Annotated in this window: 16 protein-coding genes; 11 read left to right on the top strand and 5 right to left on the bottom strand. The window is 72.2% G+C overall.

Annotation, left to right across the window (positions count from 1 at the left end; all coding sequences use genetic code 11):
* Positions 1 to 209: 209 nt before the first annotated feature.
* The 8 genes from ABD169_RS02410 to ABD169_RS02445 all read left to right on the top strand — a co-directional run bounded on the left by ABD169_RS02410 (position 210) and on the right by ABD169_RS02445 (position 10,430).
* A complete protein-coding gene (locus tag ABD169_RS02410; protein WP_344028824.1) occupies positions 210 to 1,247 on the top strand; it encodes an autoinducer 2 ABC transporter substrate-binding protein in 1,038 nt (345 codons plus the stop codon).
* Between the two features lie 74 nt (positions 1,248 to 1,321).
* Positions 1,322 to 2,836 (top strand): sugar ABC transporter ATP-binding protein, encoded by a 1,515-nt coding sequence (locus tag ABD169_RS02415; protein WP_344028827.1) that lies wholly within the window; start codon positions 1,322 to 1,324, stop codon positions 2,834 to 2,836.
* A complete protein-coding gene (locus ABD169_RS02420; RefSeq protein ID WP_344028830.1) occupies positions 2,833 to 3,879 on the top strand; it encodes an ABC transporter permease in 1,047 nt (348 codons plus the stop codon). Before ABD169_RS02415 ends, ABD169_RS02420 begins: the two co-directional genes overlap by 4 nt.
* A complete protein-coding gene (locus ABD169_RS02425; protein WP_344028832.1) occupies positions 3,869 to 4,972 on the top strand; it encodes an ABC transporter permease in 1,104 nt (367 codons plus the stop codon). Before ABD169_RS02420 ends, ABD169_RS02425 begins: the two co-directional genes overlap by 11 nt.
* Before the next feature lie 25 nt (positions 4,973 to 4,997).
* On the top strand, positions 4,998 to 6,500 hold the full coding sequence (locus ABD169_RS02430) for an FGGY-family carbohydrate kinase (RefSeq protein WP_344028835.1): 1,503 nt from the start codon (positions 4,998 to 5,000) through the stop codon (positions 6,498 to 6,500).
* Complete coding sequence (locus ABD169_RS02435; RefSeq protein WP_344028839.1) at positions 6,497 to 7,600, top strand: aminopeptidase; 1,104 nt, start codon at positions 6,497 to 6,499, stop codon at positions 7,598 to 7,600. The genes ABD169_RS02430 and ABD169_RS02435 overlap by 4 nt, the downstream gene beginning before the upstream one ends.
* Before the next feature lie 10 nt (positions 7,601 to 7,610).
* Positions 7,611 to 9,293, top strand: coding sequence for a dihydroxyacetone kinase family protein (locus ABD169_RS02440; RefSeq protein WP_344028842.1), 1,683 nt, complete (start codon positions 7,611 to 7,613; stop codon positions 9,291 to 9,293).
* A gap of 9 nt (positions 9,294 to 9,302) precedes the next feature.
* Entirely contained in the window at positions 9,303 to 10,430 is a 1,128-nt protein-coding gene (locus ABD169_RS02445; RefSeq protein ID WP_344028845.1) for a hypothetical protein, read from the top strand.
* Positions 10,431 to 10,442: 12 nt separating this feature from the next.
* On the opposite strand, the gene lplAB is transcribed toward ABD169_RS02445, so the two are convergent.
* From lplAB to ABD169_RS02465, 4 genes are all read right to left on the bottom strand, one after another.
* A complete protein-coding gene (gene lplAB, locus ABD169_RS02450; protein WP_344031612.1) occupies positions 10,443 to 11,492 on the bottom strand; it encodes a lipoate-protein ligase LplAB in 1,050 nt (349 codons plus the stop codon).
* A gap of 65 nt (positions 11,493 to 11,557) precedes the next feature.
* A complete protein-coding gene (locus ABD169_RS02455) occupies positions 11,558 to 12,433 on the bottom strand; it encodes an alpha/beta fold hydrolase (RefSeq protein WP_344028848.1) in 876 nt (291 codons plus the stop codon).
* Positions 12,434 to 12,493: 60 nt separating this feature from the next.
* Complete coding sequence (locus tag ABD169_RS02460) at positions 12,494 to 14,140, bottom strand: amidohydrolase (protein ID WP_344028850.1); 1,647 nt, start codon at positions 14,138 to 14,140, stop codon at positions 12,494 to 12,496.
* 56 nt (positions 14,141 to 14,196) lie between these two features.
* The gene (locus ABD169_RS02465; protein WP_344028853.1) at positions 14,197 to 15,417 is read right to left on the bottom strand and encodes an MFS transporter; all 1,221 of its coding nucleotides are present in this window, start codon (positions 15,415 to 15,417) and stop codon (positions 14,197 to 14,199) included.
* A 123-nt stretch (positions 15,418 to 15,540) separates the two neighbouring features.
* Between ABD169_RS02465 and ABD169_RS02470 the strand changes: the two genes are divergently transcribed.
* From ABD169_RS02470 to ABD169_RS02480, 3 genes are all read left to right on the top strand, one after another.
* The gene (locus ABD169_RS02470) at positions 15,541 to 16,161 is read left to right on the top strand and encodes a TetR/AcrR family transcriptional regulator C-terminal domain-containing protein (protein ID WP_344028855.1); all 621 of its coding nucleotides are present in this window, start codon (positions 15,541 to 15,543) and stop codon (positions 16,159 to 16,161) included.
* 27 nt (positions 16,162 to 16,188) lie between these two features.
* Positions 16,189 to 17,121 carry a 2-hydroxyacid dehydrogenase gene (locus ABD169_RS02475; RefSeq protein ID WP_344028860.1) on the top strand — a complete coding sequence of 311 codons (933 nt, stop codon included), beginning with the start codon at positions 16,189 to 16,191 and terminating at the stop codon, positions 17,119 to 17,121.
* Positions 17,122 to 17,352: 231 nt separating this feature from the next.
* Complete coding sequence (locus ABD169_RS02480; RefSeq protein ID WP_344028862.1) at positions 17,353 to 18,849, top strand: NlpC/P60 family protein; 1,497 nt, start codon at positions 17,353 to 17,355, stop codon at positions 18,847 to 18,849.
* Between the two features lie 71 nt (positions 18,850 to 18,920).
* Here the strand turns inward: ABD169_RS02480 and ABD169_RS02485 are convergent, their stop codons facing one another.
* Entirely contained in the window at positions 18,921 to 20,039 is a 1,119-nt protein-coding gene (locus ABD169_RS02485) for an AI-2E family transporter (RefSeq protein WP_344028864.1), read from the bottom strand.
* Between the last annotated feature and the right edge of the window lie 17 nt (positions 20,040 to 20,056).

Consider the following 20,056-nt stretch of genomic DNA (forward strand, 5'->3'; position numbering starts at 1 on the left):
GTCACGACCTCCGCGCCGGGCGGCGGGCGCCCGGCATCTCGCGTGCCCGCGTGCGGCGGGACGGTGCGTCGCGGGTCCGGCGGTACCCGGAAACGGCTTCGAATGCCGTGTTGACAACGTGACCGCGAGGCACTTAATCTTCACACGCGGATGATATTTCGTCCCATCTTTGATGGTTCTTGATGGAAAGTAACACGAAGGAGTGTTCGATGCGACGCACAGTGGCAACGGGAATCGGCATCGCTGCGATCGCGGCGCTCGCACTGACCGGCTGCGGCCAGGTCGGCGGCGGGTCCGCCGGGGGCGGCACGAAGAGCGGCTCGAAGGACGGCCCGCTGACCATGGTCACGGTCGTCAAGATCTCGGGCGTCGGCTGGTTCGACCGCATGGAGGTCGGCGTCAAGGACTACGCGAAGCAGAGCGGCAACGACGCGCGGCAGGAGGGCGCCGACGACGCGAGCCCCGAGAAGCAGATCCAGATCATCCAGGATCTGATCCCGCAGAAGCCGGACGCCATCACGGTGGTGCCGAACTCGCCCGAGGCGCTCGAGACGGTGCTCAAGCAGGCCCGGGACCAGGGCATCGTCGTGGTCACCCACGAGGCCGCGGGCATCACGAACGCCGACGCCGACATCGAGGCCTTCGACAACCGCGCCTACGGCGCGAAGATCATGGACAACCTCGCCGAGTGCATGGGCGGGACCGGCGAGTACGTGCAGTTCGTCGGCGGCCTGACGGCGAAGACCCACATGGACTGGGTGGGCGGCGCCTACGACGAGCAACAGGCGAAGTTCTCGAAGCTCAAGCGGGTCGAGGATCCGGTGGAGAGCAAGGAGGACGAGAACGTCGCCTACCAGCGCACCAAGGAGCTCCTCGCCAAGTACCCGAACCTCACGGGGATCCAGGGCTCGGCCGGCACCGACGTCGCGGGCGCGGCGCGCGCAGTGCAGGAGGCGGGCCTCGCCGACAAGGTCTGCGTGATGGGGACGAGCATCCCCTCGGTCGCGAAGAAGTACCTGGCCGACGGCTCGATCGACAAGATCTTCTTCTGGGACCCCGCCAAGGCGGGCGAGGCGCAGCTGAAGATCGCCGAGCTGCTGGTCAAGGGCGAGAAGGTCGACAACGGCACCGACCTCGGCATCGAGGGCTACAAGTCGCTGAAGAAGCTCGACGGCTTCGACAACGTCTTCGTCGGCGACGCCGCGGTCATCGTCGATCGCAAGAACGTCGACGAGTACGACTTCTGAGTCCACTCCCGGAGGGGTCCCCGACCGCGGATGCGCGGTCGGGGACCCGCCACCGATCCCGACGAGGAGATCCGATGCCAACCGAGCATGAACCGCACGGGCGCCCGCCCGTGCTCCAGGTCCGTGGAATCCGCAAGACCTTCGGCGGGGTCGTCGCCCTCGACGGCGTGGCGCTCGAGCTCGCGCCCGGTCGGGTGCGCTGCCTCGCGGGCGAGAACGGCTGCGGCAAGTCGACGCTCATCAAGATCATCAGCGGGGTCGAGAGCCCGGACTCGGGTGAGATCCTCATCGACGGGGAACCCATCGCGAAGATGACCCCGACGCTGGCGCTCCGCGCCGGGATCCAGGTGATCTACCAGGACTTCTCCCTCTTCCCGAACCTTACGGTCGCCGAGAACATCGTGCTGCCCGCGGCCATCGCGGCGCGGACCCGGATCTTCCGCGCGAAGCGGCTCCGCCCCTCGGCGGAGCGCATCGTGCAGGAGCTGGGGCTCGCGCTCGACCTCGACGCCGAGGTCGGCGAGCTGTCGGTCGCCGACCGGCAGCTGACGGCGATCTGCCGCGCGCTGGTGCAGGACGCCCGGGTGATCTTCATGGACGAGCCGACCACGGCGCTCACCCACTCGGAGGTGTCGCGCCTCTTCGCGCTCGTACGCCGCCTGCAGGAGCGCGGCGTCGCGCTCGTGTTCGTGAGCCACAAGCTGGAGGAGGTGCTGTCGGTCTCGCAGGAGGTGACCGTGCTCCGCAGCGGCCGTCTCGTCGCGCACGGCCCGGTCGAGGACTTCGGTGTGCGCTCGCTCACCGAGGCCATGACGGGTCGCGAGGTCGACGACTCCCGCGTGGTGGTCGAGGTCGATCCGGACGCGGAGCCCCTGCTCCGCGTCGAATCGCTCGGCCTGCGGGGCGCGTTCGCCGACGTCAGCTTCGATCTGCGCCCGGGCGAGGTGCTCGGGCTCACGGGCCTGCTCGGCTCGGGCCGCGGCGAGATCGCCGAGGCGCTGTTCGGTGTGCTGAAGGCCGAGACCGGCCGGGTGACCGTCGCGGGCTCCCAGGTCGCGCCCGGGCGCATCGGCGCAGCGATCTCCGCGGGCATCGGCTACGTCCCCGAGGACCGCCTCACGCAGGGCCTGTTCCTCGACAAGGCGATCTCGGACAACATCATCGCGAGCTCGCTCGAGGCCCACACCCGCGGGCGCATCTTCCTGAGCGCCGCGCGCACCTCGGAGACCATCTCGCGGCTGTTCCGCAGGCTCCGCATCAAGGCGCCGAGCGTTGCGGCGCCGGTCCGATCCCTGTCGGGCGGCAACGCGCAGCGCGTCGTGCTCGCCAAGTGGCTCGCCACGAACCCCAGGATCCTGATCCTCAACGGCCCGACGGTCGGCGTCGACGTCGGTTCGAAGGAGGAGATCCTGCAGATCCTCAGAGAGGCCGCGCAGGCCGGAATGGGCGTGATCATGATCTCCGACGACGTGCCCGAGCTCGTCTCGATCTGCCACCGGGTGCTCATCGTCCGCCGCGGCGAGATCGTCGCCGCCTTCGAGGCGGACGAGATCGAGACCGACCGGATCCAGGAGGTGATGGCCGCATGAGCGCCTCGCTCCGCACCCGGCTCACCGGGCGCCGCGCATCCCGCTACACCAGCGAGCTCGTGCTCGTCGGCATCATCGTGCTGCTCGTCGTCGTGATGAGCCTCGCGAACCCGGCGTTCTTCACGGTGCACACCCTGTTCTCGATCCTCCGCTCGGCGCTCGTGCCCATGGTGCTCGCGCTCGGGGTCCTGCTGGTGATCATCTCGGGCGGCATCGACGTGTCGTTCCCGGCGATCGCGATCTTCTCGGCGTACACCACGGTCCACCTGGCCCAGCAGGGCCGGTTCGATCCCGGGGTCGTCGGGGTGCTCGTCATCGCGGTGGCGATCGGCGCGCTGCTCGGCCTCGTGAACGGCGCCGTGATCGCGCGGTTCCGCTTGCCGACCCTGATCGTCACGCTCGCGACCCAGAGCATCTTCAAGGGCGTGCTGCTCGCCTACATCGGTTCGCGCTACATCGCGGATCTGCCCGCGGGCATGTCCCAGCTGTCCACCTCGCACCTCATCGCGGTCGAGAGCTCCCGCTCCTACCTGCCGCTGATGACGGTCCCGGTGATCGTACTCGTGATCGCGGTCTCCCTGCTGCTGCGGAAGACCATGTTCGGTCGCGGCCTCTACGCCATCGGCGGCGACATCGAGGGGGCCCGGCGGGCCGGGTTCCCGGTCGTGCGGCTCCAGGTGCTGCTCTACGTGCTCGCCGGCGCCATCGCGGCGGTCGGCGGCCTGGTCCACGTCGTGCTCGGGCAGAACGCCAACCCGCAGGACCTCGTCGGCACGGAGCTCGACGTGATCGCGGCCGTCGTGCTCGGCGGCGCTTCCATCTTCGGCGGGCGCGGCAGCGTGATCGGCACCGTGCTCGGCGTGCTGCTCGTCCAGATCATCAACAACAGCCTGATCCTCATCGGCGTGCCGACCGCGTGGCAGCGCGCCGCGGTCGGGATCCTGCTCGCACTGGGCGTCGGAGCGCAGGCGCTCATGGCGCGCCGCGCGGCGAAGCGCACGTTCGTGCTCGAACCCGAGAAGGAGCTGACCCATGCCGGCTGAACCCCAGGGCGTCGCGAAGCTGAACGCCGACGTCGACCGATCCTTCCGCTCCCTGCTCGGGCGCGTGCGCGTCGAGCGCGGCATCGGCCGCATGGTCGTGCTGCTGCTCATCGCCTTCGCCTGCTTCGCGGCGCTGAAGCCGGGCATCTTCCTGAACCCGCTCAACCTGCAGAACCTCATGGTGGCCTCGCCCGAGATCGGGATCCTCGCGGTGGCGATGGCGTTCGCCATGATGACGGGCGGGATCGACCTCTCGCTCGTCTCGATCGCGAACCTCACCGCGATCACGGTGAGCACCGTCACGGCGGCCGTCGCGGCCGAGGACCCGGCGCGCGCCGAGTCCCTGGCACCCCTGATCCTGCTGCTCGGCCTCGCCGTCGGCCTGCTCGGCGGCCTCGTCAACGGCTTCCTGATCTCGACCGTCGGGATCGCGCCGATCCTCGCGACGCTCGCGACCATGCAGATCTACAACGGGATCGCGATCGTCTGGACCGGCGGCAAGACCCTCTACGGGGCGCCCGAGGCGCTCACTGCGATCGGTCAGTCCACGGTCGGCGGCGTGCCGCTGCTCTTCGTCGTGTTCCTGCTCGTCGCCCTCGCGGTCGGCGTCGTGCTGGCGCGGACCCCGTTCGGCCGCCGCACCATGCTCCAGGGCGCGAACGGCGTCGCCGCGCGGTACTCGGGGATCCGAGCGTCGAGCGTGCTGTACGGCACCTACCTGCTCACGGGGGCGCTCGGCGGCCTCGCCGGCCTCCTCTTCCTCGCCCGCAACCCGACGGCCAGCGCGGACTACGGCAGCTCCTACGTGCTGCTCGTGATCGTCATCGCCGTGCTCGGCGGGACCAACCCGATGGGCGGCTACGCGACGGTGACGGGCGTGGTGCTCGCCACCCTCGTGCTCCAGGTGGTGCAGTCGGGCTTCACCGCTCTGCGCCTCTCGGCCTACGAGTACGCGATCGCGCAGGGTGCGATCCTGATCGTGGTGATGGTGCTCGACCAGCTGCGGATCCGGCGCCGGCGCAGAACCGCGCCGGACACGCAGACGCGCATCGTCGCGACGGTCGCCGCCGACGAATCGGCCGCGGCGAAGTGAACCACGACCAGCACGGGAGGCACGCATGACGCGGTTGCTGATGGGGATCGACGTCGGCACGTACGAGACCAAGGGCGTGCTCGTCGACCTCGACGGCGCGGTGCGCGCCGAGGCGCGGGTGCGGCACGGGATCAGCACGCCGCGGCCCGGATGGGTCGAGCACGACGCCGACGAGGTGTGGTGGGCGGACCTCGTCGGCGTCGTCCGCGAGCTGCTGCCGCGCATCGGCGCCGAGGACGAGCTGATCGGGCTGGGTTGCAGCGCGATCGGGCCCTGCGTGCTGCCCGTCGACGAGGAGCTGCGGCCGCTGCGGCCCGCGATCCTCTACGGGGTCGATACGCGCGCGACCGCCGAGATCGCCGAGCTCGAGGCGACCCTGGGCCGGGAGGAGATCTTCCGGCGCTCGGGCAACGCGCTCACGAGCCAGTCGGCCGGACCGAAGATGCTCTGGATCGAGCGGAACGAGCCCGAGATCGCGGCACGCACCCGCTGGTACCTCACGAGCCAGAGCTACCTCGTGGCACGGCTGACCGGCCGCGTCGCCATCGACCACGCGACCGCGGGCTACTTCCACCCCTTCTACGAGCTCGTCGAGCTGCGGTGGAACGGCGACGGGCTCGAGCACCTCGTGCCGGGCCGGAAGCTGCCCGAGACCGCCTGGTCGTCGGAGATCGCGGGCGCGGTGACGGCGCGCGCCGCCGCCGAGACCGGCCTGCCCGAGGGGCTCCCGGTCGTGCTCGGCACCACCGATTCGCCGGCCGAGGCCGTCGGCTCCTCGGTGCTGGCTCCCGGCGACCTCATGGTGCAGCTCGGCTCCACCGGATACCTGATCCAGGTCGTCGACCGTCCGATCGTGAGCGAGGTGCTCTGGTCCGCGCCCTGGGTGCTGCCCGGCCGCTTCGTGTCGGCCGCGGGCACCTCGACCGCCGGAACGGCGACCCGGTGGATCGCCGACCAGCTGGGCCTCGACCGGGGCGACGGCGACGCCGCGCTGTTCGGTCGCCTCATGGACCTGGCCCGGTCGGCGCCCGCGGGGGCCGGCGGGGTGCTGCACCTGCCGCACTTCAGCGGCGAGCGGACCCCGTTCCACGACCCCGACGCGCGAGCCGCCTTCACCGGGATCTCGCTCGCGACCGGCCGGGCCGAGCTCGCGCGCGCGGTCGCCGAGGGCGTGGGGCACTCCGTCGCGCTCGCGCTCGCCGCGCTGGTCGCGGAGAGCGGCGGCCGTCCGCGGATCGTCGCCGTCGGCGGCGGGGTGCGGAACGAGATCATCACCCGCACCGTCGTCGATGCGAGCGGCCTCGACCTGGCACGGGCCGAGACGCTCGGCGCCTCCTACGGGGACGCGATCCTCGCCGGCATCGGCGTCGGGGCGATCACCGAGGCCGAGGCCGCCGCGTGGCCGGGATTCGCCGAGCCCGTCGTCCATCGGGACGACGCCGACGCCCGCACGATCACCCGTGCGCACGCCGAGTACGTGCGCACGGCCGAGGCGCTCCGCGCCGTTCGAGAGGGAGGACGGCCATGAGCCGCTGGACCGAACTGGCCGCGCACCTCGCCCGGGTGAACCGGGTGGGCGCCGGGACGAAGGTCGGGATCTTCGCGACGACCCCGTCGGTGCTCGACGCCGTCGCGGCGTTCGTCGACGAGGTCTACCGCCTGGGCGGAGTGCCCCAGGTGATCATGAGCGAGGAGCGGTACGACCAGTCCGCGCTCGCGCACGCCGACGCCGAGGTGCTGCGCGCACCCGCGCCGCTCGAGCTGGCCTCGATGGAGTGGGCCGACGTGCACGTCTCGTTCCGAGGCATGGAGCCGCCGGCCGACGAGATCGACGGCGCACGGCTCAGCATGCAGCGCGAGGGCAAGGGGCTCGTCTCGACGGCGCGCTGGCAGGGCACGCGATGGACCCTCGTGCGGATCCCCAGCGCCGAGTGGGCCGAGCTGATCGGCACCACCGCCGAACGGCTCGAAGCGGAGTTCTTCGCGGGCACCCTCGCCGACTGGGACGCGCACCGCGCCCGGCTCGAGCGCCTGTGCGCGCACCTGGACGGCGCGAGCACGGTGCGGATCGTCGACACCGACACCGATCTGCGCCTCGACTGCCGCGGGCGCACCTGGGTGCCGTTCGCGGGGGAGGCGAACCTGCCCGACGGCGAGGTCGCGACCGCGCCCCGCGAGGACGGGGTCGAGGGGCACATCGCGTTCCCCGGCAGCTTCTGGTTCGGCGGGGCCCGGATCACCGACCTCCGGCTCGAGTTCGCGGGCGGCGCGGTCGTCGCGGCGACCGCGGCGGAGGGCGCCGACTTCGTCGAGCGGGTGCTCACCGCGCCCGGAGCCAGGCGGGTGGGCGAGCTCGGGATCGGCACGAACCCGAACATGCGGACGATGACGGGCGACCTGCTGCTCGACGAGAAGATCCTCGGCACCGTGCACATCGCGCTCGGCCGGTCGTACCCCCAGTGCGGAGGCCGCAACGAGTCGGCGATCCACTGGGACATCGTGAAGGATCTCCGCGCGTCCGGTCGGCTGGAGGTCGACGGGGTCGCGCTCATCGACGGCGAGACGTACGATCCGCTGCTCGCCGAGGAGGGCGCCGCGAGCGCGTCCCCGGCCGACGGCCGGAGCTGAGGGAGGACTCATGCGGAAGATCATCAACGACCCCGCGGACTTCGTCGACGAAGTGCTCGACGGGATCCTGCTGGCGCACCCCGAGCAGCTGCGCGCCGCCACGGAGGACCGGCGCGCGCTCGTCCGCACGGACGCGCCGAAGGCAGGCCGGGTGGGGATCGTCACCGGCGGCGGTTCGGGGCACCTACCGTTCTTCCTCGGCTACGTCGGCCGCGGGCTCTGCTCGGCGGTCGCCGTCGGCAACGTGTTCTCGTCGCCGAGCTCGGCCCAGATCCACGCGGCCTCGCTCGCGGTCGACGGCGGGGCCGGACTGCTCTACCTCTACGGCAACTACGGCGGTGACGTCTACAACTTCGACATCGCGGCCGATCTGTGCCGCGGTCAGGGGATCGAGGTGCGCACGGTGCTCGGCGCCGACGACGTCCAGTCGGCGCCGGCGGATGCGGCGGGCACGCGGCGGGGCGTCGCCGGACTGGTGCTCGTCTACAAGGTCGCGGGAGCCATGGCCGACCGCGGCGCCCCGCTCGACGAGGTCGCGCGCGTCGCGCAGCGGGCAGCGGACGCGACCCGCACCATGGGAGTCGGGCTCTCGCCGACGATCCTGCCCGCCGCGGGGGAGGCGACCTTCGCCCTCGACCCGGGCGAGATGGAGATCGGCGTCGGGATCCACGGCGAGCGCGGCAGCCACCGCGGCCCGCTCGAGTCGGCGGACGCGATCACCGACCGCTTCATCGCCGAGCTCGAGGCCGAGATCGACCTCGCACCGGGCGTGCGCCTCGCCGTGCTGGTCAACGGCCTCGGCGCCACTCCGCTGGAGGAGCTCTACGTGATGTACCGCCGGGTGCACCGCGAGATCGAGGCGCGCGGTGCGACGATCTCCTACCGGCTCGTGGGCGAGTACGTGACGAGTCTCGAGATGGCGGGGGCCTCGCTCTCGATCATGCGCCTCGACGACGAGCTCGAGAGCCTGCTCCACGACCCCGCGGGATCCCCGTTCTTCCAGCAGGGCGACGCCCCCGCGCCCCCGCTCGCCGCCGCGGCGGCGGTCCCGCCGCTCGCGGGCACCGCGACCGCCGCGGGAGCGGTTCCCGTCGGCAGCCCGAGCCCGCTGCGCGCGCTGCTGCTCGCCGCGCTGCCGCGCATGTCCGTCCACGCGGAGGAGCTGCGGGAGCTCGACGCCGTGCTCGGCGACGGCGACCTCGGGATCACGGTGTCGGAGGGCAGCGCCGCGGCGGCCGCCGCGCTCGCCGAGCTGCCCGAGGACGCGGACGCCCGCGGAGTGCTGCGCGCGGCGGGGCTCGCCTTCTCCTCGGCCAATCCCTCCACGTTCGCCGCCCTCGTGGGCGGCGGACTGATCGGCGCCGCGGACGCCCTGCGCCCCGGCGAGCACCTGGCCGCGGGCGACGCGGCCGTGCTGCTGCGCGCGCTCGCCGCGAGGATCGCCGAGCGCGGCGGCGCGGAGCCCGGCGACAAGACGCTGCTCGACGTGCTGCTGCCGGTCGTTGTCGCGCTCGAAGCCGGCGCGGACGCCGATCGCCTCCGGGCCGTCGCGGCCGATGCGGTCGCGGAGTCGGCGGCCTGGCAGTCCCGCCGGGGTCGCGCCGCCTGGCAGCGCGAGCGCTCGGTCGGGCAACGGGATCCGGGATCGGTCGCCGTGCAGCGCTTCGTCGAGGAGCTCACCGCCGCGCCCTAGGCTGTTCGGATGAGCACCCGACCCCCGAAGCCCGACGACTTCCCCTGGACCGGCGACGCCGCACGCTGGGAGTGGCTCGTCGCGCGCCACGCGGGCGGGCACGGCGAGCGGGTCGATCCCGCGACGGAAGTGCCGCTCCCGGCGCTCAGCCACACCGTGCCGTCGGGCTACGACGCCGTCGTGCGGGTCCTGCACCCGTTCGCGCGCTCGCGGCCGGCGACCGGCACCTGGGACGAGTACCGCGAGGCGCTCGAGACGCCCGATTACGAGGCGTGGCCCGAGTCGGTTTCGGAGGACGTCGTGCGCTGGCGGGACGTCGCGGCGGCGCACGGACGGACGCTCGAGCCCGGTTCGCTGTCGTACGAACTGCTCGGGGTCCCGTTCGGCGAGGAGCCGGAGGGCGAGTCGGCCGACGGCTGGGAGTACTCGACTCCGATGGAGGGCTCGCCCGACGAGCAGGAGTCCGTCGCGATCGCGACGATCCTCGCGGCGCACACCGCGACGCCGGATCGCGGCGTCGTCGCCGTGTGGGAGGGGTACGGCGGGCTCGTGAGCGCCCAGGGGGTCGGGTTCTTCACGGCGGTCCAGGGCGCCGAGGAAGCGCGCGGCCCGCGCTGGTTCCGGGCGATCGTCGCCCGCTCCCGGCAGCGGCGCGCCTCGTTCGCGGTCTTCCGCGAGCACTTCGGCACCGGCCCCGCGATCCGCAACCTGCTGCAGGGGACCCTGCGCTGGGACCGCGGCGACACCACGTTCGCGCCGTTCATGGGCGCCCTGCAGCAGCGCGACGGATCCGGGATCCTCACCCGCGAGGCGGCGACCGGCCCGCGGCTCGAGCTGCCCGATCGGGCCTACGTCTGCTTCGAGGCCGGCGCGCACGACCTCGCGGATCCGGCCTGGCCGCTGCGGGCGCCGTGGATGGAGGCCGAGCAGGGCTTCGGCACCCGGTTGCCGAACCTGCTGTGGCCGGAGGGCCGCGAGTGGGTGCTCGTCAGCGAGATCGACTTCGACTCGACCCTCGTCGCGTGCTCGCGCGCATGCGCGGATGCGCTGCTCGCGAGCCCCGACTTCGAAGCCGTCGAGATCACGCGCGACACCGCGCTGTGGCCGGCCTTCGCGGACGACACCGACGAGGAGTAGCGCGTCGCCGGCCTACGGGACCCGGCGGATCCACTCCTCGGTGAGGAACTTCTCGGTGACGAGCCGCTCGGCGGCGTCGTACTCGCCCTCGGTGACCTCGCCGACGGTGCCGCCGTGGCGCTGCTGGAACACCGCGATCATCTTCTCGATGATCTCCGTCCGGGTGAGACCGGTCTGGCTGCGCAGCGGATCGACGCGCTTCTGCGCGCTCGCCGTGCCCTTGTCCGAGAGCTTCTCGCGCCCGATGCGCAGCACCTGGGTCATCGCCTCGGCGTCCATGTCGTAGGCCATGGTGACGTGGTGCAGCACCGCGCCCGATCCGAGGCGCTTCTGCGCGGCGCCGCCGATCTTGCCGTGCGGGCTCGAGATGTCGTTGAGCGGCTTGTAGACGGCGTCGATGCCGAGCGCCTTGAGCGCCTCGAGCACCCACTCGTCGAGGAACGCGTACGAGTCGGCGAAGCTCATGCCGCGCACGAGCTCGCCCGGCACGTAGAGGGCGTAGGTGATGCAGGCCTCGGGCTCCATGTACATCGCCCCGCCGCCCGAGATGCGGCGCACCAGCTGAGCGTCGCGAGCCGCGAGCTGCTCCTCGTCGACCTCGTTCTTCACCGACTGGAAGCTGCCGATGAACACCGCGGGGCGGTCCCACTCCCAGATGCGCAGCGCGGGCCCGCGCAGGCCCTCGCCGACGGCGGTCGTGAGCACCTCGTCGAGCGCCGCGTTCATCACGGGAGAGACGGGCGGCTCGTGCAGGATCTGCCAGTCGTAGTCGCGCCAGTGCGCGGCTCCGGTCATGGCGCGGCGCACCGCGACGCCGACCGACTCGGGCGTGAACCCGAGCAGGTGCACCTCGCTCGGCAGCGCGGCGCCGATGGTGCTCGCGAAGTCGTCGATCGTGCTGTTGGGGTTCAACCCGTCGACCGCGCGGTTGATGCAGTCGAGCGCTTCGTCGGGTTCGAGGAAGAAGTCGCCGGACAGCCGGAAGTCGGCGATCTTCCCGTCGCTCACCTCGAAGTCGACCACGACGAGCTTGCCGCCGGGAACCTTGTACTCACCGTGCATGGACATGTCGCCAGGATACGCCCGACGGCCTCTCGGCGGGTATCGATCGGGGTGTTGCTCAGCTCCTACTCGTCGCGCGGGAAACGCTCGAGCAGCCAGGTCAGGATGTCGACCGTGACCTGCTCCTGGTTGGTCTCGTTGAGGATCTCGTGCCGTGCTTCGGGGTAGATGCGCAGCGTGACGTCGCGCACCCCGCGCTTGCGGTAGGCCTCGGCGAGCTTGCGGATCGAGTCCTTGCGCGAGAGCGGATCCTCGCCGCCGGAGGCGATGAGGATCGGCAGGGCGGGGTCGAGGCCCTTGCCGGGGGTTCCGGCGAGCCGGAGCGCATCGGCGACGCCCCACAGCTTCATGATGTCGGCGGCGAAGCAGAGCGGGTCGGCGGCGAAGGCGCGCCCGACCTCGAGGTCGCGGCTCAGCCAGGCGAAACCGTCGGTGGGGTCGTCGTCGCGCCAGGCCCGGTTGAGGTCGCCGGACTCCATATCGCCGACGGTGCGGTACGCGCTGCCGCTCAGCACGAGGGCGTCCCAGGCGTGCGGTTCGCGGTTCAGGATCCGCTGCGCCATGAGCGAGCCCCAGGAGTGCGCGAACATGATGACCGGCAGCTCGGAATCGCGCTCGCGCAGGATCCCGGTGAGCTGCAGCACGGCGGCCTCGGCGGCGCGGAGCCCGCCGGGGCCCAGTTTGCCGAGCTGTGCGTGGTCGCCGCCCCACTGGGCGAGGCCGGTGCGGCCGTGCCCGCGGTGGTCGTCGGCGACGACCGTGAAGCCCGCGGCGACCAGCGCTTCGGCGAAGCGCGCGTAGCGCAGCGCGTACTCGCCGACGCCGTGGGCGATCTGCACGACGGCGTGCGGGTGCTCGGCCCGCCACTCGTACGCGAAGATCTCGATCCCGTGCGCGTCGGTGTAGCTGAACTCGGTGGGCGCGGACGCTTCGCTCGTCATGCGCCCATTCTGCTGCGCCCTCCTGGGCGGCGCCAGTGCGCCGCCCAGGAACGGGCCGTGCTAGGAGCGGGCGTCGTACGCGGGCGCCCCGTCGACCAGGGTGAGCACGGCCGCGGTGTCGAGCAGCGCCTCGGGTGCGTCGCTCAGCGGGTTCGCGTCCCACACCACGAGGTTGGCGCGGGCGCCGCTCGCGATCCGGCCCACCTCGTCCTCGCGCAGCGTCGCGGCCGCTGCGCCGAGGGTGAGCGCCTCGAGCGCGTCGGCGGGCGTGAAGACGCGCTGCGGCTGGTACGGCTCGCGCGAGCGGTCGAGGACCGACTTCGCGGTGAGCGCGATGAACAGGTTGTTCGGCGCGTGGTGCGGCGCGGTGGGAGCGTCGGTGCCGAGCGCGAGGCGCACGCCGGCCTCGCGGAACTTGTGCCACGGGAACCCGGTGTGCGCGCGCTCGTCGCCGAGCACCGCCTGCCAGTTGTCGAGGATCGCGGGGTCGCAGTGCACGGGCTGCATGGACGCCGTGACGTCGAGCGCGGCCATGCGGGCGATCGTGTCGTCGGCGACCGACTCCAGGTGCTCCACGCGGGGGCGGCGGTCGGTGCGGGGACCGTTCACGCGGATGCACTCCTGGACGGCGTCGAGCGCGATGGCGCTCGCCTCGTCGCCGATCGCGTGCAGGGCGAGCTGCAGCCCCGCGGCGTCCGCCGCGACGGCGACGGGCAGCGCCGAGGCGCGATCCCAGATGGGGCCGGGCAGGTCGCCGTTCGCGTACGGCGCGCGCATGGCCGCCGTGCAGGCGTCGATCACGCCGTCCATGATGAACTTCACGCCGACGATCCGGAGCCAGGCGTCGCCGTGCGCGGCGGCGAGCTCGTCGCGGGCCCGGACGATCTCGTCGATCTGGGCGACGTCGGCCTCGGGGTCGCCCGTCGCGGTGAGCAGCCAGTGCGCGTTCACGGGGAAGGGGAGCCGTCCGTCGCGATCCAGCATGCGCCGGTAGGCCGCGAGGTCCGCGGGCCCGAACGACATCTCGGTCGCCCCGGTCACGCCGGTCTCGAGGTAGGCGGCGAACGCCTTCGCGAGGAACCGGTCGCGGTCCTCGTCGGTGGCGGCGTCCGCGAGGAAGTCCCACGCGTACTTCATGGCGGCGGTCTCGAGCAGGAAGCCGGTCGCGTCGCCGTTCGCGTCGCGCACGATCTCGCCGCCGACGGGATCCGGGGTGTCGCGGTCGATGCCCATCGCCGTGAGCGCCGCCGAGTTCGCCCACACCGAGTGCAGGTCGTTGGCGTCGAGCAGCACGGGCACGTCGGCGACGGCGGCGTCGAGCGCGGCCGCGGTGGGGCGCTCGCCCTCGGGGAAGATGTCGAACAGCCAGCTCGTGCCGAGCACCATCGGCGCGTCGGGCGCCGCGGCGCGGGCCGCGGCGAGCCGACGCTGCACCTCCTCGATGCTCCCGGCGTCGCGCAGCTGCACCTTGTCGAGGGACTCGCCGAGCATGAGCATGTGGGAGTGCCCCTCGATCAGTCCGGGCGAGACGAACGCGCCGCCGAGATCGACCTCCTCCGCGCCGGCGCCGGCGGCGAGCCGCACCGCGTCGAGATCGCCGACGGCGATCACCCGGCCCTCCCGCACGGCCACCGACTCGCGGGGCGCGAGGTCGGCGTCGCCGGTGAAGACGGATGCGTTGCGGTAGATCGTTGCGGCAGAGGTCATTGCTGGCTCGCTTTCTGGTGCGGTCGGAACGGGGGAGGGGATGCGGGCCGCGCGGGTCAGGCCGTCGCGGATTCGGAGACCCGGGCTGCGCCGGATCGGGCCAGCGCGCGCTCGGCGCCGACCGAGACCCGCGCGACCATCGCGGTGGGCACGATGGCGATGAGGCTCACCGCTCCCATGATGAGGGCGAACGCGGGAGTGCCGATGGTTTCGATCAGCGCGCCGCCGATGAGCGGGGCGAAGCTGGACCCCACGAGGTAGGCGCCGATGATCGGGCCCGACCAGCGGCCGCGGGCGTCGAGGCCGGCGGCGGTGGCGATGAAGAGCGAGAACGCGAACGCGTAGATCGAGTTGATGGCGATGATGAGGCCCGACAGCAGCGCGGGATCCTCGGCGAAGCCGATCCAGATCTTGAGGGCGCCGCCGATCGCGAGGGCGATCATGAGGGGGACCGCGCGGCCCATCCGGTTCCCGAAGACCGTGACGATGAGCATGCCGACGATGCCGCCGGCCGCGGCGAGGCTGAGCGTGAAGCCCATGGCCTGCTCGCCGACGCCGACGGCGCCGCCGAGCACGGGGGCCATGGTCCAGATCGCGTCCTCGCTGGTGCCCCAGACGGCGAAGATCACGAGGATCGCGATTCCGGCGATGGTGATGCGCCGGGGCTCGGCGATCTTGAGCGAGGCGGTGACGTCGACCGGCTCGGCGTGCTCGGGGGCGTCGGGCAGCCAGGAGGTCAGCGCGAGCGCGATGACGGAGATGAGGGCGAGGGCGCCGAAGACGCTGGACTGCGCGATCCCGATGACGGGGATCACGGCGAGGATGATGGTGACGAGCACGCGGTTGACGAGGCCGCTCGCCGCGGAGACCCGGTTGGGGTTGCGCAGGGCGGCGATGGCCGCGCCCGAGGTCGAGATGGCCGCGCCCACGCCGGCGCCGCCGACGATGAGGCTCGTGACCGCGGCGGCGGGCGCGGGCACCAGGGCCGCGACGGCGAACGCGACGGCGGCGAGGGCGAGCCCCGCGACGGCCAGCCGGCGGCGGTGCGGGCCCGCGGCGAGGCGGGAGGTCGCGAGGCCGACGACGGCCGAGGCGAAGAGCGCCCAGGTCAGGATGTTGCCGCTCGTGATGACGTCGAAGCCGAGCCCCTGGAGCGCGGAGATGACGAAGGGGGCGAGGTTGGCCATCATCAGGCTCGCGAGCGCGATGAGGAAGGTCGCGCTCCCGTTCCTGAGGGTGAGAGGAAGGCGCGGTTCGGCGGTGGCGGAGGAGCTCACGGTGACTCTCTTCTTCGGCGGCTCTGCCGAGTCGTGGAGAACTAATCGAAACCGTTTCGGTTAGCGAAGACATGCTCCCCCGTGTGAAAGGATCTGTCAAGCAGGAGCCGGAGGAGGTACGACGTGGCGAGACCCCGCACCGCGATCCTCAGTCGCGAGATCATCGGCCGGGCCGCGATCGACTACGTCGAATCGGGCAACGAGCTCCAGCTCGTCCCGCTCGCGCGCCGGCTCGGGGTCAGCGTCTCCTCCCTCTACCACCACGTCTCCGGCCGCGACGGCGTCATCCATGCGATGCGCCAGGTGCTCGTCTCCGAATACATGACGGAGGGTCCGGTCCAAGGCGACTGGGCGCAGCGGATCCGCGGCGAGGTCGAGCGCACCTGGCGCATGTACGCCGCGCACCCGCGCGTGCTCCAGCACATGATGACCGTCGTCATCGACGAGCCCGACGTGCTGCGGTTCTACAGCACCCTCGCCGACGCGTTCGCCGAGGCGGGTCTGCCCGACGGCGAGGTCCTCACCACCATCGAGGTGATCGACGCGTTCTCGTTCGGCGCAGCGCTCGACGCGCTGTCCCCCGACACGGTGCTCGGAGCCGAGCGGGCCACGGGCAAGCTCGCCGATCTGATCCCCGGGCACGCGACGGGGGCCGCGCGCAACCGGCTGGTCTTCGACCGCGGCCTCGAACTGCTGATCGCGGGCGTGGAAGCCCGGGTCGCGGCGTATCGCAGCGCCCCCTGACGCCCGTCGCGGCATAGGGTGAGGAGCATGCGTGAACTGGTCGTCTCCCTGCCCGACGAAGGCCTGCTCGAGGAGCTCGGCGAGATCCCCGGCGTCGAATGGGTCGCCTGGGAGCTCGACGGGCCCGCGCCCCGCGCGCACCTCGACATCGTCGTTCCCCCCTACTGGGGCGGAGCGGAACTGCTCGAGCGTCTCGACGGCACGAGCGTCGGCCTCGTGCAGTGGCAGTCGATCGGCTACAACGGCGTCGACGCGCACCTCCCCGCGGGGATCCCGCTCGCGAACGCCGCGACGGTGCACGAGGCGTCCACCGCCGAGCTCGCCCTCGCGCTGCTGCTCGCGGCGCAGCGGGGGATCCCCGAGTTCGTGCGGGACGGCGAGGCGCACCGGTGGGATCTGCGCACCTTCCCGAGCGTCGCCGACCGCCGCGTGCTGATCGTCGGCTACGGCGGCGTCGGCAAGGCCATCGACGCCCGGCTCGCGGGCTTCGAGGCGCACGTCACCCGGCTCGCCCGCACGGCCCGCACGGATCGGGACCTCTCGGGGAACCCGGTCGAGGTGCGCGGCTTCGACCGCCTCGCCGAAAGCCTCGCCGAGGCCGAGATCGCGATCCTCGCGGTGCCGCTCACGCCTGAGACGACCGGGCTCATCGACGCGGCGGCGCTCGCCGCCATGCCCGACGGCGCGCTGCTCGTGAACGTCGCCCGCGGACGGGTCGTGGACACGGCGGCTCTGGTGCGGGAGCTCGAGTCCGGGCGGCTGCGCGCGGCGCTCGACGTGACGGATCCCGAGCCCCTGCCCGCGGACCATCCGCTGTGGTCCTGCGCGAACGCGCTCATCACCCCGCACGCCGGTGGCGACTCGACGGCGATGCTCCCGCGAGTGGTGGACCTGATCCGTCGGCAGGTCGCTCGGATGCAGGCCGGGGAGCGGCCCGAGAACCTGGTGCTCGAGGGCTGAGCCCGAGCCTCGAACCGGATCCGCGTACGGGGGATTCGGGGCCCGCAGGCGACCTCGCGCCAAAAAAAGTCACAGAATAATAACGGGCCGGGATCCCAGTGCTGGAGCCGATCTCGGTGCGAGTCGGTCCACATGTAGTGGTCGATCGACTGGCGATGTCGCACATCTTGTGCCTAGCATGTTCGGCGGTCCGCAAGGACCTGTCCCTGTTGTCAAGGTTACGAGGTATGTTTGCGGTTCCAGAAGACGGTCGTGGCTCTGTGCGTCGGAGCGCTCGTGTTCGCCCCGGCGACGGGTGCGTTCGCAGACGAGGCCCCGCAGGACCCGGCACCCGCCGTCTCCGCTGAGGCGCAGCAGCCCCAGCAGGCACCGCAGCCCGAGTCTCCCGCGCCGGCCGAGCAGCCGGCCCCGGTCGAGACGCCGGTCGCCCCGGCTCCGGCTCCCGCCGAGAACCCGTCCTCCGAGACCCCCGCTCCCGCTCCCGAGCCGGCGCCCGCCCCCGAGACGCCGCAGCCGGTGCCCGGAGAGGCCGCGGTCACCGCATCGGTCCGGATCCTCGACGCGGCGAAGCAGACGGACGCGCGGGTCGCGCTCGTCGGCAGCGTGCTCGAAGCCCGGGACAGCACCGTCGCGCCGGAGGGCGTGACCCCCGAGACGACCCTCGCCTGGCTCGTGGACGGCACCGAGGTCGCGACGGGAGCGCGCTACACCGTGCGCTCCGAGGATCTCGGCAAGACCATCACCGCATCGGCGGCCGTGGCCTGGCCCGCGACCGACGCCTTCGCCGCGGGCAGCGCCTCGGCCGTGTCGGCGACGGGTGTGCCCGTGAAGCAGGCCGCGACGGCCTCCGCCGTCGTGAAGATCTCCGGCGCGGCCGTGATCGGCAAGAAGCTGACCGCAGCGGCATCGGGCGTGACCGGTCCGGCCGGTGTCGCCGCGAAGGCCACCGGCTATACCTGGTACGCCGACGGCAAGAAGATCGCGACCGGCGCCGCGTACACCGTGAAGCCCGCCGACTTCCAGAAGCGGATCACCGCCAGCGCGAGCCTCGGCTGGGCGGAGAGCGGCGCGTACGTCGCGGGGACCCGCGAGACGGCGAAGTCCGCCGCGACCGCCAAGGTGGTCAAGCAGACCGCGAAGGTCACCACCGCGCTCCGCGTCACCGGCCATGCGCAGGTCGGCAAGAGCCTGACGGCCACGGCGACCGTCAAGAAGCCCGCCGACCTCAAGGTGAGCGGCTCCTACACCTGGTACGTGGACGGCGTGCGGGTCAGCTCCGCGCAGCGCCTCGCGATCCAGCCCTGGCAGGCCGGACGCCGGATCTCGGTCGCGTACCAGGCCAAGTGGGGCTCGACCACCTACGCGACCGGTGCGGCCTCCAAGAAGAACACCTACACCGCCTGGGCGAACCGACCCCAGCTGATGATCCGCAGCGCGTACGCCCAGCTGGGCGCACGTCAGGACTGCACCGCGCTCATCGAGCGCGCGCTCCGCGCCAGCGGCAAGCGCGTCGGCGACCTGGGCACCCGATCCACCGAGTACGTCTCGGTCGGCGGCAAGCGCGTCTCCGGCCTGCAGCCGGGCGACGTCATGATCTGGGAGGGACGTCACGTCGCCATGTACATCGGCAACGGCAGAGCGATCCACAGCGGCTACGCGGGCAACCAGACGGTGGTCGCGAGCGCGTACCTCGACGGCCGACCGAGCTCGATCGTCCGGTTCAGCTGAGCCGAGCACGACGGAGGGCCGGGGCGCGATCGCGCCCCGGCCCTCCGTCGTGCGCGCCGGTTCCGGCGCCGCTAGTCCGCGGCCCGCGGCGGTGCGGGCGCACCCCGCTCGGACACCGATGAATCGCCCGAGAGCCAGCGCAGCCAGCGCGCGTCCGGGTCGCGCTCGAGCACCAGCGCGCGCACGAGCAGCGTGAGCGGGATCGAGAGGATCGCGCCGAGCGGCCCGATGACGAAGGTCCAGAACAGGACCGAGAAGAAGCTCAGCGTGAGGCTCAGGTTGACCGCATCGCTGACGAACTTCGGCTGGATCAGCACCTGCAGCACCACGTTCGCGACGCAGTAGACGGCGATCACGCCGAGCATGAGCGGCCAGCCGCCGACGACGAGGGCGAGCAGCGCGGGCGGGATCAGTCCGAGCACGAAGCCGATGTTCGGCACGAAGTTGGTGACGAACGACAGGATCGCCCAGACGAGCGCGCCGGGGACGCCCATGGCCCAGAGCGCGAGCCCGTCGACCACGGCGACCACCAGCCCGAACGCGGCGTTGACGACGTAGTAGCGGCGCACCGAGTCGTTGAAGTGCGCGAAGCGGGCCATCGCCGGCCGCGCGCTCGACCCGAACTGGGTCGTCGCCCGACGGTAGCGGGACGCGTCGGCCGCCATGAAGATGACGTACGCGAAGATGAAGAACAGCGCCGTGATGACGCTGAGGGTGCTGCTGCCGATGGAGGTCGCGAAGCCGAGCAGCGCCGACGGGGTCATGATCGACGACAGCGCCGACGAGGCCTGCTGGTCGAGCCCGAACGTCGCGAGCCAGGCGATGACCTCGTCGGTGGTGCTGTAGAGCTTCTCGGCGTAGGTGACCACCAGCTTGGAGAACTCGATCCCGGCGAAGGTCAGCAGGAGCGCCATCGCGAGCAGCACGGCCCAGGCGACGGCGATCACCGCGGTGGTCGCAGCCCAGCGCGGCCAGCCCCAGCGCTCGAGCGGCCCGCGCAGGGGGTGGCAGATGATCACGATGACGGCGGCGAGGGCGAGCGGTCCGAAGAGCTCGCTCGCGAAGTAGAGCCCCGCGAGCACCACGACGCTCGCGGCGAGGCCGAGCAGCAGCGTGACCGACGACGGCAGCGGCGCGCGTGGCGCGGAGGCGGGTCCGGGTGTTTCCGGCTCCGGTGCAGGGTTTCCCATCGCATCAGGGTAGCGTC

It is taken from the genome of Leucobacter iarius, from assembly GCF_039530105.1.
GTDB classification, from domain to species: domain Bacteria; phylum Actinomycetota; class Actinomycetes; order Actinomycetales; family Microbacteriaceae; genus Leucobacter; species Leucobacter iarius.